The 13804-nt window shown below is 67.0% G+C and carries 14 protein-coding genes; 9 read left to right on the plus strand and 5 right to left on the minus strand.

The window, feature by feature from the left end; all coding sequences use genetic code 11:
* Positions 1-38: 38 nt before the first annotated feature.
* Positions 39-728: a response regulator gene (locus A3AG_RS0129430; protein WP_012351826.1), complete on the minus strand. Its 690-nt coding sequence runs from the start codon at positions 726-728 to the stop codon at positions 39-41.
* Between the two features lie 235 nt (positions 729-963).
* Between A3AG_RS0129430 and recA the strand changes: the two genes are divergently transcribed.
* The 8 genes from recA to A3AG_RS0129470 all read left to right on the plus strand — a co-directional run bounded on the left by recA (position 964) and on the right by A3AG_RS0129470 (position 9534).
* Positions 964-2028, plus strand: coding sequence for a recombinase RecA (gene recA, locus A3AG_RS0129435; RefSeq protein ID WP_018008856.1), 1065 nt, complete (start codon positions 964-966; stop codon positions 2026-2028).
* 110 nt (positions 2029-2138) lie between these two features.
* Positions 2139-2606: a recombination regulator RecX gene (gene recX, locus A3AG_RS0129440; protein ID WP_018008857.1), complete on the plus strand. Its 468-nt coding sequence runs from the start codon at positions 2139-2141 to the stop codon at positions 2604-2606.
* A 324-nt stretch (positions 2607-2930) separates the two neighbouring features.
* On the plus strand, positions 2931-3638 hold the full coding sequence (locus A3AG_RS0129445; protein WP_018008858.1) for a DUF2889 domain-containing protein: 708 nt from the start codon (positions 2931-2933) through the stop codon (positions 3636-3638).
* Between the two features lie 89 nt (positions 3639-3727).
* Positions 3728-4894, plus strand: coding sequence for an ADP-forming succinate--CoA ligase subunit beta (gene sucC, locus A3AG_RS0129450; RefSeq protein ID WP_018008859.1), 1167 nt, complete (start codon positions 3728-3730; stop codon positions 4892-4894).
* A gap of 88 nt (positions 4895-4982) precedes the next feature.
* The gene (sucD, locus tag A3AG_RS0129455; protein WP_018008860.1) at positions 4983-5864 is read left to right on the plus strand and encodes a succinate--CoA ligase subunit alpha; all 882 of its coding nucleotides are present in this window, start codon (positions 4983-4985) and stop codon (positions 5862-5864) included.
* 237 nt (positions 5865-6101) lie between these two features.
* Positions 6102-6797: a TerC family protein gene (locus A3AG_RS0129460; RefSeq protein WP_018008861.1), complete on the plus strand. Its 696-nt coding sequence runs from the start codon at positions 6102-6104 to the stop codon at positions 6795-6797.
* A 305-nt stretch (positions 6798-7102) separates the two neighbouring features.
* Positions 7103-7621, plus strand: coding sequence for a pilin (locus A3AG_RS34730; RefSeq protein ID WP_018008862.1), 519 nt, complete (start codon positions 7103-7105; stop codon positions 7619-7621).
* 95 nt (positions 7622-7716) lie between these two features.
* Positions 7717-9534: a PglL family O-oligosaccharyltransferase gene (locus A3AG_RS0129470; protein ID WP_018008863.1), complete on the plus strand. Its 1818-nt coding sequence runs from the start codon at positions 7717-7719 to the stop codon at positions 9532-9534.
* A 1-nt stretch (position 9535) separates the two neighbouring features.
* Here A3AG_RS0129470 and A3AG_RS0129475 read toward each other — a convergent pair whose 3' ends face one another.
* The 3 genes from A3AG_RS0129475 to moaC all read right to left on the minus strand — a co-directional run bounded on the left by A3AG_RS0129475 (position 9536) and on the right by moaC (position 11214).
* On the minus strand, positions 9536-10051 hold the full coding sequence (locus tag A3AG_RS0129475) for a glycine zipper family protein (protein ID WP_018008864.1): 516 nt from the start codon (positions 10049-10051) through the stop codon (positions 9536-9538).
* Positions 10052-10065: 14 nt separating this feature from the next.
* The gene (locus A3AG_RS0129480) at positions 10066-10500 is read right to left on the minus strand and encodes a hypothetical protein (protein ID WP_018008865.1); all 435 of its coding nucleotides are present in this window, start codon (positions 10498-10500) and stop codon (positions 10066-10068) included.
* Between the two features lie 234 nt (positions 10501-10734).
* Positions 10735-11214 carry a cyclic pyranopterin monophosphate synthase MoaC gene (moaC, locus tag A3AG_RS0129485; RefSeq protein WP_018008866.1) on the minus strand — a complete coding sequence of 160 codons (480 nt, stop codon included), beginning with the start codon at positions 11212-11214 and terminating at the stop codon, positions 10735-10737.
* 119 nt (positions 11215-11333) lie between these two features.
* Between moaC and A3AG_RS0129490 the strand changes: the two genes are divergently transcribed.
* On the plus strand, positions 11334-13160 hold the full coding sequence (locus A3AG_RS0129490; RefSeq protein WP_018008867.1) for a beta-barrel assembly-enhancing protease: 1827 nt from the start codon (positions 11334-11336) through the stop codon (positions 13158-13160).
* 19 nt (positions 13161-13179) lie between these two features.
* On the opposite strand, the gene A3AG_RS0129495 is transcribed toward A3AG_RS0129490, so the two are convergent.
* On the minus strand, positions 13180-13770 hold the full coding sequence (locus A3AG_RS0129495) for a DUF2946 family protein (RefSeq protein WP_018008868.1): 591 nt from the start codon (positions 13768-13770) through the stop codon (positions 13180-13182).
* Between the last annotated feature and the right edge of the window lie 34 nt (positions 13771-13804).

The raw sequence follows: 13804 nt of genomic DNA on the forward strand, positions 1-13804 counted from the left end.
TGGCGCTCAGGTCGGTCGCGTGGCCTGTGCTGATGGGATCAATGCGGCGCGGCCACCGCCGGCTGGAATTTTTCCAGGCAGTACCCCAGCCCGCGCACGGTGGCGATGCGGATGCCGCCGACCTCGATCTTCTTGCGCAGGCGGTGCACATAGACCTCGATGGCGTTGTTGCTGACTTCCTCGCCCCATTCGCACAGGTGGTCCACCAGCTGTTCCTTCGACACCAGGCGGCCGCTGCGCGTGAGCAGGATCTCCAGCAGGCCGATTTCGCGCGCGGACAGGTCCAGCATCTGGTCATTGAGATACGCGATGCGCCCGACCTGGTCGTAGGCCAGCGGCCCGTGCCGCATCAGCGTGGCACCGCCGCCGGCGCCGCGCCGCACCAGCGCGCGCACGCGCGCTTCCAGCTCGGACAGGGCGAAGGGCTTGGCCATGTAGTCGTCGGCGCCGAGGTCCAGGCCCTTGACGCGCTCGTCGACGCTGTCGGCGGCGGTCAGGATCAGCACCGGCAGCATCGCGCCGCGCGCGCGCAGGCGCTTGAGCACCTCCAGCCCCGACATGCGCGGCAGGCCCAGGTCGAGGATCAGCAGGTCGAAGGTCTGGGTCGACAGGGCCGAATCGGCTTCGAGGCCGTTGGCGACATGGTCGACGGCGTAGCCCGAGTGGCGTAGCGAACGGGTCAGGCCGTCGGCCAGCACGTCGTCATCTTCGGCGATCAGAATGCGCATGGTTGTCTCCACCCTGGCCGGCATAGCCGGCTCCGGTGCGCAACGGGCACGGGGGCGCGAAGGGGCTTGCCAAGCATACTGTTTTTTTATACAGTACCCGCACGTTCCGCTAGGGCCGCCCGGGGAGACCCCCTGGAGTGCGGCCGCGCAGACAGCCGGGCCGGCGCCGATGCCGGCAAATGCCGGTGCCGCGCCACATGCGGCCTATTTATACACCATTGACTCAAGGACGACCATGGACGACAAGAAGGCAGGTGCCGGCGTGAGCGCCGAGAAGCAGAAGGCGCTTGCCGCCGCGCTCTCCCAGATCGAGAAGCAGTTCGGCAAGGGCTCGATCATGCGCCTGGGCGACGGTGAGGTCGAAAAGGACATCCAGGTGGTTTCCACCGGTTCGCTCGGCCTGGACATCGCGCTTGGCGTCGGTGGCCTGCCGCGCGGCCGCGTGGTCGAGATCTACGGGCCGGAATCGTCGGGCAAGACCACGCTGACGCTGCAGGTGGTGGCCGAGATGCAGAAGCTGGGCGGCACCTGCGCCTTTATCGACGCCGAGCACGCGCTGGACGTCAACTACGCCTCCAAGCTCGGCGTCAATGTCGGCGACCTGCTGATCTCGCAGCCCGACACCGGCGAGCAGGCCCTGGAAATCACCGATGCGCTGGTGCGCTCGGGCTCGATCGACCTGATCATCATCGACTCGGTCGCGGCGCTGGTGCCCAAGGCCGAAATCGAAGGCGAAATGGGCGATTCGCTGCCCGGCCTGCAGGCCCGCCTGATGAGCCAGGCGCTGCGCAAGCTGACCGGCACCATCAAGCGCACCAACTGCCTGGTGATCTTCATCAACCAGATCCGCATGAAGATCGGCGTGATGTTCGGCTCGCCCGAAACCACCACCGGCGGCAATGCGCTGAAGTTCTACGCCTCGGTGCGCCTGGACATCCGCCGCATCGGCTCGATCAAGAAGGGCGACGACGTGATCGGCAACGAGACCAAGGTCAAGGTGGTCAAGAACAAGGTATCGCCGCCGTTCCGCGAGGCCTTCTTCGACATCCTCTACGGCCAGGGCATCTCGCGCCAGGGCGAGATCATCGACCTGGGCGTCGATGCCAAGATCGTCGAGAAGTCGGGCGCCTGGTACAGCTACAACGGCGAGAAGATCGGCCAGGGCAAGGACAACGCCCGCGAATACCTGCGCGAGAACCCCGACATTGCCGCCGAGATCGAGAACAAGGTGCGCGCGGCGCTGGGCGTGGTGGCCATGAACCCCACGGCCGCAGCCGCGGCGGCAACGGTCGAAGACTGACCGCGCCGGCGGCCGCTGCGCCATCCCGGAAGGCCGGGGCATCGCCGATGCCCCGGCCTTTTTGCTTGGCGCGCGGCGCCAGTTCTCTCAATCGCTGATCCCGGTCATCCATGGCAACCCGTCCCCCGCTGTCGCTGAAGGCCCGCGCCGTCGGCTACCTGTCGCGCCGCGAGCACAGCCGCGCCGAGCTGGCGCGCAAGCTGGCGCCGCATGCCGAGTCGCCCGAGCAACTGGAACAGCTGCTGGACGCGCTGGAACGCGAGAACTGGCTGTCGAACCAGCGCTTTGCCGACAGCCTGGTGCATCGACGCGGCGCCCGCTACGGCACCGCGCGCGTGATGCAGGAGGCCAAGACCCACAAGCTCGACAGCGAGCAGCTGGGCGAACTGCAGGAGCGCCTGCGCGCCACCGAGGTCGAGCGCGCACGCGAGGTCTGGCGCAAGCGCTTCGGCACGCCGCCCGACACGCCCGAGGCGCGCGCCAGGCAGATCCGCTTCATGGTGGCACGCGGTTTTTCGCGCGCGGTGGTCGGCAAGATCATCCAGGGCGCGGAAGAGGACTACGGCGACGCGGACTGAGCCGGGTGGCGAGGCAGCATCGGCAAGTACCTGTGCTGCCGTCATGTGTATTGCGCTGTGTTGCGTCATCGCGCCATGCCGGCCCGCGGTTCTTGTCGGGGCGGAAGCCGGTGCCTGCTGGTGCATTGCGGCAAGGCGGCCCGGCCTGCCGCGGCGCCATGGTCGGCCGACAATCCGGGCGCGACAGTCGCGGCACAAGGATGTTCCCGGCCAACGCGGCATGGCATGTTAAACTCCCCGGGTTATTCGGTGCCGCGGCACCACGGTGCCTCAGCCCCCCGGATTCTCCGTAGCTCCCGTATCTTCCGTATCCCCAGCCTGGCCATGCCTCTGTCCCAGCCCGTCAACCGCTCCCTGCGCCACCGCCGTGCCATTGCGGCCGAGGCGTACCAGAGGGAGGACGGCCTGTGGGACATCGAGGTGCGCCTGACCGACACCAAGCCCCGCGATATCGAACTGGCCGGCGACCGCATCCGCCCGCAAGGCCAGCCGCTGCATGACCTGTGGCTGCGCATCACGATCGACGAGGAGATGACGGTGCTGGATGCCGAGGCCTGCTCGGACTGGGTGCCTTACCCGGCTCATTGCGACACCATCGGCCCCGCTTACCGCAAGCTGATCGGGCTGAACCTGCGCAAGGGCTTTCGCAAGGCGGTGCGCGAGCGCCTGGGCGGGATGCACGGCTGCTCGCACCTGACCGAAGCCGCCGGCGTGCTGCCCAGCACCGCGATCCAGGCGTTTGCCGGCGAGGTCATCAGTATCCGCGACAACGGCGAGGACGATCCGAATCCGGAGCCGCCCTATCAGTTGAACGGCTGCCACGCCCTGCGTTTCGACGGCGAGGTGGTTCGTCAGTTTTACCCGCGCTGGTATGGTCACCAGCCGACGCCCAAGGCAAGGGCCGAGGCCGCGCCTGCCGTCGCATCCGCGCCTCAGGCGCACCAGCCCGCGGCCAATGGCGACCGCGGTGGTCACGCAATCGACGGCAACGACGCTGTCCCGGCCGACCGGCCGACCGGCACCTCCGGCTGATTCTCAGGATCGGCCAGCCCGACGAGAGAATTCGTCTTCTTTCAGATTCTTCCCTTCTACCTTTTACGCCTACCCGAAAGGAAACACGCATGAATATCCATGAGTATCAAGGCAAGGAAATCCTGCGCAAATACAATGTGCCGGTTCCGCGCGGCATCCCCGCGTTCTCGGTTGACGAGGCCCTGAAGGCCGCAGAACAACTCGGCGGCCCGGTGTGGGTTGTCAAGGCGCAGATCCACGCGGGTGGCCGCGGCAAGGGCGGCGGCGTCAAGGTTGCCAAGAGCATGGACGAGGTCAAGACCTACGCGTCCAACATCCTGGGCATGCAGCTGGTCACGCACCAGACCGGTCCGGAAGGCAAGAAGGTCAACCGCCTGCTGATCGAAGAAGGCGCCGACATCAAGAAGGAACTGTACGTTTCGCTGGTGGTGGACCGCGTGTCGCAGAAGATCGCCCTGATGGCATCGAGCGAAGGCGGCATGGACATCGAGGAAGTCGCTGCCCATACCCCGGAAAAGATCCACACCCTGATCGTCGAGCCGTCGACCGGCCTGACCGACGCTGACGCCGACGACATCGCCCGCAAGATCGGCGTGCCCGACGCGAGCGTGGCGCAAGCCCGCCAGGCCCTGCAAGGCCTGTACAAGGCGTTCTATGAAACCGACGCTTCGCTGGCCGAAATCAACCCGCTGATCCTGACCGGCGACGGCAAGGTGATCGCGCTCGACGCCAAGTTCAACTTCGACTCGAACGCGCTGTTCCGTCATCCGGAAATCGTCGCCTACCGCGACCTGGATGAAGAAGACGCCAACGAAATCGAAGCCTCGAAGTTCGACCTGGCCTACATCTCGCTGGACGGCAACATCGGCTGCCTGGTGAACGGCGCCGGCCTGGCCATGGCCACCATGGACACCATCAAGCTGTTCGGCGGCGAGCCGGCCAACTTCCTCGACGTGGGCGGCGGCGCCACCACCGAGAAGGTGACCGAAGCCTTCAAGCTGATGCTGAAGAACCCGAACGTGCAGGCCATCCTGGTCAACATCTTCGGCGGCATCATGCGTTGCGACGTGATCGCCGAAGGCGTGATCTCGGCCTCGAAGGCCGTGTCGCTGAACGTGCCGCTGGTCGTGCGCATGAAGGGCACCAACGAAGAACTGGGCCGCAAGATGCTGGCTGACTCGGGCCTGCCGATCATCTCGGCCGACACGATGGAAGAAGCCGCCCAGAAGGTCGTGGCTGCCGCCGCCGGCAAGTAAGCCGAGGCGCCGTTACCCAATACAAGCGAACTTCGGCAGCGCGCGTGGCCTTTGCCCGCGCTGCCCGAGTCAAGCAAAGGACGAAAGCATGTCGATTCTGATCAACAAAGACACCAAAGTCATCACCCAGGGCATCACCGGCAAGACCGGCCAGTTCCACACCCGTGGCTGCCGCGACTACGCCAACGGCAAGAACGCGTTCGTCGCCGGCGTGAACCCGAAGAAGGCCGGCGAAGACTTCGAAGGCATTCCCATCTACGCCAGCGTCAAGGACGCCAAGGCCCAGACCGGCGCCACCGTGTCGGTCATCTACGTGCCGCCCGCAGGCGCCGCCGCCGCGATCTGGGAAGCCGTTGACGCCGACCTGGACCTGGTGGTCTGCATCACCGAAGGCATCCCCGTGCGCGACATGATGGAAGTCAAGGACCGCATGCGCCGCGAGAACAAGAAGACCCTGCTGCTGGGACCGAACTGCCCGGGCCTGATCACGCCGGACGAAATCAAGATCGGCATCATGCCGGGCCACATCCACAAGAAGGGCCGCATCGGCGTGGTGTCGCGCTCGGGCACGCTGACGTACGAAGCCGTGGGCCAGCTGTCCGCGCTGGGCCTGGGCCAGTCGTCGGCTGTCGGCATCGGTGGCGACCCCATCAACGGCCTGAAGCACATCGACGTGATGAAGATGTTCAACGACGATCCGGAAACGGACGCCGTGGTCATGATCGGTGAGATCGGCGGTCCGGACGAAGCCAATGCGGCCAACTGGATCAAGGACAACATGAAGAAGCCGGTGGTTGGCTTCATCGCTGGCGTGACCGCGCCTCCGGGCAAGCGCATGGGCCACGCCGGCGCGCTGATCTCGGGCGGCGCCGATACCGCCCAGGCCAAGCTGGAGATCATGGAAGCCTGCGGTATCAAGGTGACCAAGAACCCGTCGGAAATGGGCCGCCTGCTGAAGGCCATGCTGTAAGCCCCTGGCTGCCATTCCCGCGCCAGCGGGAGCGACGGTTCCTGCAATGCCCCCGCCCCGGCGGGGGCATTGTCTTGTGCGGCGAGTGATTCAGGCGCCATGAAGGCCCTGAACATTACAAGATTGAAATCTAATCGAAAGGTTCATCGGTTAAACAGTCATGTCTGCGCCTTCAGACATCCGAAATCCCGTCACATGACGGGGCGCACCACCACATAGAACTCGAGGAGCCTCCCCGTGGAACTGCTGTCTTCCACCACTTTCTGGATTGCGTTGGGATCGATCATCCTGACCAATATCGTCCTGTCCGGCGACAACGCGGTGGTGATCGCGCTCGCCTCGCGCAACCTGCCGCCGGCCCAGCAGAAGAAAGCCATCTTCTGGGGCAGCGCCGCCGCCATCATCATGCGCGTGGTGCTGACCGTGGCCGCGGTCAAGCTGCTGAGCCTGCCGTACCTGAAGATCATCGGCGCCGTGCTGCTGGTCTACATCGGCGTGCAACTGCTGACCGGCGATGACGACGAAGACGGCCATGACGCCAAGGACAATATCTGGGCCGCGATCCGCACCATCCTGATCGCCGACCTGGTGATGTCGCTGGACAACGTGGTCGCGGTGGCCGCCGCCGCGCAGAAGGGCCCGGAAGGCAGCCAGCTGCTGCTGCTGATCGTTGGCCTGGGCCTGTCGATCCCGCTGATCGTGTTCGGCAGCACCATCCTGCTCAAGGTGATGGAGCGCTTCCCGGTCATCATCGTGCTGGGCGCCGCGCTGCTGGGCTACCTCGCCGGCGAGATGCTGGTCAGCGACCCGGTCGACGCCGCCTGGTTCGAAATCCACGTGCCGCACGCCCACCTGGTCTTCGGCGCCGCCGGCGCGATCCTGGTGGTGATCATCGGCAAGCTGCTGAGCCGCCGGTCGGCACAGGCCGCCTGACGGCAGTCAGCCTGTACAGGAAGGGCGGCCAGATGGCCGCCTTTTTCATTGGGCGCGTGTCGGTGTCCGTGCCCACTAACTCATGTGAGTGATCGCACTTTTTGTCGCGCTTGCCTGGGATAGCGGTCCCGGGTGACAATTTTTGGCGCAACCGGCAAGTCCCACCCCGACGGGTGACGAAATTTGTCGCTTTTCACCCCCTACCGATGGGGGGATGCGCCTGGCACACTTGCTGCTCAATCGTCCCCGCGTCACGAAACCGAAGACGTGCAACGCTTAACCAAAATCTCTTCGAGGGGTCAATCATGCAACGGGTACAACAACTGAAGAAGCTGGGCCGCCGCGTCCAGAAGGGCTTTACGCTGATCGAACTGATGATCGTGGTGGCGATCATTGGTATCCTGGCGGCGATTGCGATTCCGCAGTATCAGGATTATGTGACGAAGTCGAAGTGGCGGGACAACATCGCCGGGCTGGCCGCATTGAAAACCGCCGTGGGACTTTGTCTTCAAAACAATGCCGGTGCTGGCACGCAGTGCGTAACGCCCGCTCAACTCCAAATTACCGCCCTGCCGGCTCCGAAATACGGCGCAGGCACTCCGCCTGCAGCAGTCGTGCTGGTCGGTACCGACGCAGCTCCCGCCGCTGGTAACAACCCCGCCACGCTCGGTAAGGTCAATGTCAAGTTCACCGGCGACGCGGCGGTTGGCGGCTACATTTATGAGGCTGACTGGACCGTGGATGCGAGTGGTACGAAGATCGAATACAAGAAGGTTGGCACAGATTCCATTCCCGCGAACATTCTTGCTGCTGATCAACGCTAAACCCGCCGGGTCTCTGATGAAAAAGCGCCTTTGGGCGCTTTTTCTTTATTCGGCACCCAAGCTATCATGCGCCTTTTCCCAACCCAGGCGCCGCAATGCCGCCTTCCCGGCCAAACTTCTCGTCGGCTGTTCTCGTCGCAGCAATCGTCATTCCGCTGCTGGTCTCCCGGCACACACTGCCACTAGCGACGTTCTATGGCGAATGGGCCGCCGGGCTGTGCGGCATTGCCGCGGTGGCGGCCGTCGCTTTTCAAGCGGTCCGCAGGCCGGTGACATCGGTTGACGCCCCTTCTGCATCCCTACCGCTGATCTCACTGCTGTTCCTCTGGCTTGTCCTCGTCAGCCTGATCTTCGCCAGCCTGGGACACGCCGACTTTTCCGGCAGCCGCCTGATGACGATCCTGACGCTGTCACTCGGCGTCGCCGTGGTATCCGCTGCATGGTGGTACCGCAGCACGCAGTCTGGCAGCGAAGCGGAAACTGGCGACGCCCTTGCCGTTGCGCTCCTGATCGCGGGCCTGCTGGGTACCGTGTCGCAATGGGTGCAGTTGTTCCACCTAGAACCCCGCTCCTTCGGCCTGGTCTCCACCTACTTCTACGACACCAACCGCCGCCTCTGGGGCAACCTGAACCAGCCCAACCACCAGGCCACCGTACATGGCCTGGCACTGGTCGCGTCAGTGTGGCTGGCCTCGCGCGGCCGTTTGCGCTTTCCGATGTGGCTGGCGGCAGTAGCCCTGCTTGAAAGCGGCATCGTGCTGTCCGGCTCGCGTACCGGTGTGCTGCATGTTGGCCTTGCCGCGTGCTACGCGTTGATTGCAGCGTGGCTGGCGCGTGGCGAGCGCCGCGGAGCGGATCCGATGCAGCGTCCGGTTGGGCTCGTCGTCGCTGCCATTGCCATGGTGGCGATGCTTTTGATACTGCAACCCACGATCAAGGCGGCGGGGGAGGCATTCGACTGGCGCCTGTTCGACACCATTGCCCAGCTCGAAGCCGAAGACCAGATCTCCGCGCGGGGCGCGCTGTGGGGGCACGCCATCGCCATGTTCCGCGCCCATCCGTGGTTCGGTGTCGGCTGGGGAGAGTTCGGCTGGGCGCAATTCCAGCAGTTGGATCAGGTCGGCGTGAAGGTCGAGATGTCCCTGCACGCCCACAACGCGATCCTCGATCTGCTGGCGAAGACCGGGATCGTCGGCACCGCCGGCGTCGGCGTGATCCTGCTGGCGTGGCTGTGGCGGGTGGTGCGGGTGCGTTTGTGGCATGGCGACGGCGAGGAGCGCAGGCAGACGGTGTTGGTGCTGGCCTGGCTGGCGATGCTGTGCGCGCATTCGATGCTGGAATACCCGCTGCATTACCTGTATTTCTTCCTGCCGTTCTGCTTCATGCTGGGGTGGCTGGAGCCGTCGGGTGTCGGACGCTGGCGGGTGTCGCTGCCGGTGGCGCGGGGGCTGGCGCTGGCGTTTGTCGCGGTGGCCGCGGTGGTGCTGGCCACCATGTGGCAGGACTATCGCCGCGCGGAAGCGCGCGAGTACGCCAGTAATGAAAGCCGTGAGGCGTTGCCGATGCCGCGCTTCTGGTTCCGGCAGCACGCGCAGGCCGATGCGGCAGGGCAGACCACCATCACGCCGGAGAACGCCGCGGCGCTGTTGCCCGCGCATGTCGCGGCGGTGCACCTTCTGCCCACCCCGACCATGATCGCGCGTACGGCATGGCTGCTGGCGCTGACGGGCGATGCCGCGCAAGGCCGGCAGTGGATGGAGCGCTTGCGCTGGTATTACCTTGGCGACGAGGCTGCGCAGTACGCGACGATCGCGCAGGCGTGCCGCGGCGTGAAGGCGGACCAGCGCCCGCAGGCGTTCTGCGGCTGGGTCGCCGACCGCTCGCGGCGGCTTGCGGAACTGGGCCGGGACTGACCTAGTAGTACGGATACGGGCTGTAGTAGACCGGCGGCGGGGGCGGCGGATAGTAATACCGCGGCGCCGGCGCCGGGACTGCGGCCACGCGCCCCGGCACGGGCACGCGATTGCCGCTGGCGTACATGCACTGCACGTAGGCGGCATCATATTGCTGCTGCGTGCCATAGCCGGCGTATTGCGCATTGCCGGCACCGACCGCGGCACCGGTGAGCAGGCCGACGCCCGCGCCCACCGCCGCACCCGAGCCCCCGTTGAAGGCCGCGCCCGCGGCAGCGCCCAGCGCGGTACCGACCACCGCGCTGCCGAGCGCGGCATTGTTGGCTGCCTGGGCTGAAGACACGCCGCCGACGCGCCCGAAGGCGAATTGCCGGCAGTTGTAGTCGTCGGCGCGGAACTGGTCGAAGTTCTTGCCGGTGCCCGGCAGCGCCATCACGCTGGGCCCGGAGGGCAGCACCGCGCAGGCGCCGAGGGCGAAAGTGGCCACGGCCAGCGTGGCGCGGGTCAGGGCATGCATGGTGTCACCCCGTGTCAGGAATTGGCCGGCGGCTGTGCCGGTACGCGTTGCCAGCCGCCGGGGCAGGACGCCACGTAGGGGTAGTAGCCTTCAGGCTGGCTGCAGTGGTACCACCAGCCCTGCTGCGGCATGACGCCGTCCGGGCCGGGAGCGGACACCGGGCCGTTCGGGCCTTGCTCGATGTATTCTGGCGGCGCCGCGGGCACCGCGACCACGGCGGGCGGGTAGTAGTACGGCGCCGGGTAGCCGTAGGGATAGCCGCCGTAGAACGCGCCGGGCCCGAGATAGATGCCGACGCCTACGCTGGTGCGCGTCTTCACCATGCCGGCGCGCAGATCGCCGCCCCGCCAGGCGGCATCGTGGAGTTCGGCCCGCCCGGCCAGGGCGGCGCCGCTTGCGGCCGTGGCCGCGAGTGCCAGGGCGATCTGGCAGAGCATGCGCCCGTTCATGGTATTCACCTCATCCCCGCGCGCGCCGCGGACAGGGTCAGCCGGCCGCGATCCCCTGCCGGCCCGCAATCATATTGAATACCAAATTGTCGCGCGCGGATGGCGGTGACAGCGCGCGTGGAAATGCGGCGTTACCTTTATTACCTGGGAAGGAATATGGCGTAAGACGAGGCAACGTCCGTACTGCACCGGCGTACTTCAAGCGTCACGTACGCCGTGTTGCGAGGGTAGCGATCAACCCGCCGCCACCCAGTCCCCGGACTTGCCGCCGTGCTTCTCGAGCAGCTTCACATTGCCGATCACCATGCCCCGGTCCACCGCCTTGCACATGTCGTAGATCGTCAGCAGCGCGACCTGCACGCCGGTCAGTGCCTCCATCTCCACGCCGGTCTGGCCGCGGGTCTCGGTGCGCACGGTGCAGGCGACGGTGGCGCTGGCCTCGTCCAGCGCGAACTCGACCGCTACCTTGGTCAGGCCGATCGGATGGCACAGCGGGATCAGGTCGGCGGTGCGCTTGGTGGCCATGATCGCCGCCACGCGGGCGATGCCGATGACGTCCCCCTTCTTGGCGCTGCCGTCGCGAACCAGCGCGAAGGTGGCGGGCTGCATGGTGATGGTGCCGGTGGCCACCGCGACGCGATGGGTGCTGGCCTTGTCGCCGACGTCGACCATGTGGGCTTGTCCGGCGGTGTCGAAATGGGTGAGCTGGGTCATGATCGAGGGCCTGGGGCGAACTGCATGCATGGGGCCGCTGGTGCCGCCGGTGCCGTCGGGAAAAAGTCCGGCCGACGCGCCCGATGGGAACGGCCACGGGAGGCCGCTATCATAGCAACATGCCAAAACACCCATCGCTTCGCAGGTCAGCCGCCTATGGCCGTGGCGCCGAGGCGGACGCCGTTCCTGCCGGTTCCGCGTCACATCGCGAAGCCGGCAGCCACCGCCGTGCCGGCGGCGCCCCGGCGCCATGGCGGCGGCCGCTGGCGGCGCTGCTGGCGCTGACGTTCGCGGCACCGGCCTGGCCACAGGGTACGCCGCGCCCGGCAGCGGCGCCAGCGACGCCGGTGGCTGCGCCCCGCGCGCCGGCGTCGCCGGCCGCCTCGGCCGAGGCCGCCGACCAGGTCTACGACAACCTGAACCGCAGCGTTAAAGCGGGCCAGAAGTCCGAGTTCGGCCTGCGCACCAACAACGCGGTGGTGGAGGCCGGCGGCGTGCAGCTGCCAGACCTCGGCGACCCGTCGACCGCGTCGCTGTCGCCCGACATGGAAAAACGCCTGGGCGACCGCATCATGCGCGATATCCGGCGCGATCCGCTGTACGTGGCCGATCCGCTGCTGTCCGACTACCTGAACGCGCTCGGCTACCGGCTGGTGCAGGCGGCGCGGCGCCAGAACATTTCCGGCTCGACCGGCGCGGGGACCTTTGCCACCGGCTTCGACCTGTTCGCGGTGCGCGACCGCAGCATCAACGCCTTTGCGCTGCCGGGCGGCTATATCGGCGTGCACACCGGGCTGCTGGTGCAATCCGATACCGAATCCGAACTGGCCTCGGTGCTGGGACATGAAATCGGCCACGTGATGCAGCGGCATATCGCGCGCGGCATCACCCAGCAGGACCAGTCGATGTGGATTGCGCTGGCGTCGATGGTGCTGGCGGGGCTGGCCGCGACGCGCAGCCCGGATGCGGCGGCGGCGCTGGCCATGGGCGGGCAGGGCGCCGCCATCGCCAACCAGCTCTCGTTCTCGCGCGGCGCCGAGCGCGAGGCCGACCGGGTCGGCTTCCAGATCCTGACCGCGGCGGGCTTCGATCCGCAGGGCATGCCCGATTTCTTCATGCGGCTGCAGCGCGCCGCGGGCACCGCCGAGAATTCCGTGCCGTCCTATGTGCGCACCCACCCGCTCACCTCCGAGCGCATCGCCGACATGCAGGACCGCGTCAGCCATGCCAGCCAGCGCAAGGTGCCCAACACGCCCGAGTACGAGTTCGCGCGCATGCGCGCCCGCGTGATCCAGGAAGCGTCGCCGAGCGAGCTGCAGAACCTGCGCGCGGCGCTGCGCACGCAACTGGCGGGGGCGTCCGCGCTGCGCGCGCCGGCGGTGCACTACGCGCTGGCGTTCGTCGAGCAGCGCCTGCGCCGCTATCCGGCCGCCGAACAGGAACTGGCCGAAGCCCGCCGCCTGTACGGCAATATCCCCGGCGCCAGCTCGGGCAGCCCGATGCTCGACGTGATGGCGGTGGAACTGGCGCGTGCGCAGGGCCGCGTGCCCGAGGCGCTGTCGCAGGCCAGCGCTTCGATGAAGGCGTTTCCGCTGTCGCACGCGGTGGCGGTGGCCTACGCCGAGACCCTGATCGGCTCCGGCCGCCATGACGAAGCGGTGCGCTTCCTGCGCGAGCGCACGCGCCAGGAGACCGGCCGCAGTGAATGGTGGGAGATGCTGGCGCGCGCCTATGCCGGGCAGGGCAAGCGGCTGCAGCAGCACCAGGCGCTGGCCGAGAAGTATGCGATGGATGGCGCCTACCAGGCCGCCATCGAACAGCTGCAGATCGCGCGCAAGGCCGGCGACGGCGATTTCTACACGCTCTCCGAGGTCGATGCGCGCCTGCACCAGCTCGAGCGGCAGTACCGCGAGGACAAGCAGGACAACAAGGGCATGCCCAACTGAGGTTCGAGGTTCGTGCGGCTCAGCCGGCCGGCGCCGCCGGCTGGCGCACGAAGCCAAAGCGCTTGGGCACCTCGCTCTCGGCGATCGGCTCGATCGGCACGTCGCGGCCGTCGTGGTGGAACACGCCCAGGTCGGCGCCGCAGGCCTCGCCATGCCAGGTGCTGGCGCCGCTGAACTGCTCCAGGTCGTGGTCGTGCAGCAACGCCGCCTGCAGCGCCGGCGCGGTGCCCGGCGCCATGCCGGCGACGCTGCCTGCCAGCACCACGTTGCCGTGCTCGTCGGCAAGGCAGGCCTGCAGCGTGAAGGCCTGCCCCGAGGTGGTCTGGAATGCGCCCTGGTGCAGCCGCACGATCCACGGCGCATAGCCCAGCGTCACGAAGACCCGCTGCGGCCCGTTCTGGAAATACCAGCAGCCGCGCTCGTCGCACTGGTAGTTGCGCTCGATGAAGCCGATCAGCGCCTCATGGCGGATGGGGTCGCCCGAGAGCCCGTGCTGCTGCGCGTACTCGTTGCGCAGCCGCCATTGCCCGCGGCGGTCCAGCGTGAGCCAGCCATAGGCATTGGGCACGTTGGGCCAGCGTGCCATGGCCTGCCTGACGATGTCGTCCATCTCTGTCTCCCCGGCGGGCGGTCAAAACGGTGCC

Origin of the sequence: Cupriavidus neocaledonicus (assembly GCF_000372525.1) — a bacterium.
In the GTDB taxonomy this organism is placed as follows: Bacteria; Pseudomonadota; Gammaproteobacteria; order Burkholderiales; family Burkholderiaceae; genus Cupriavidus; species Cupriavidus neocaledonicus.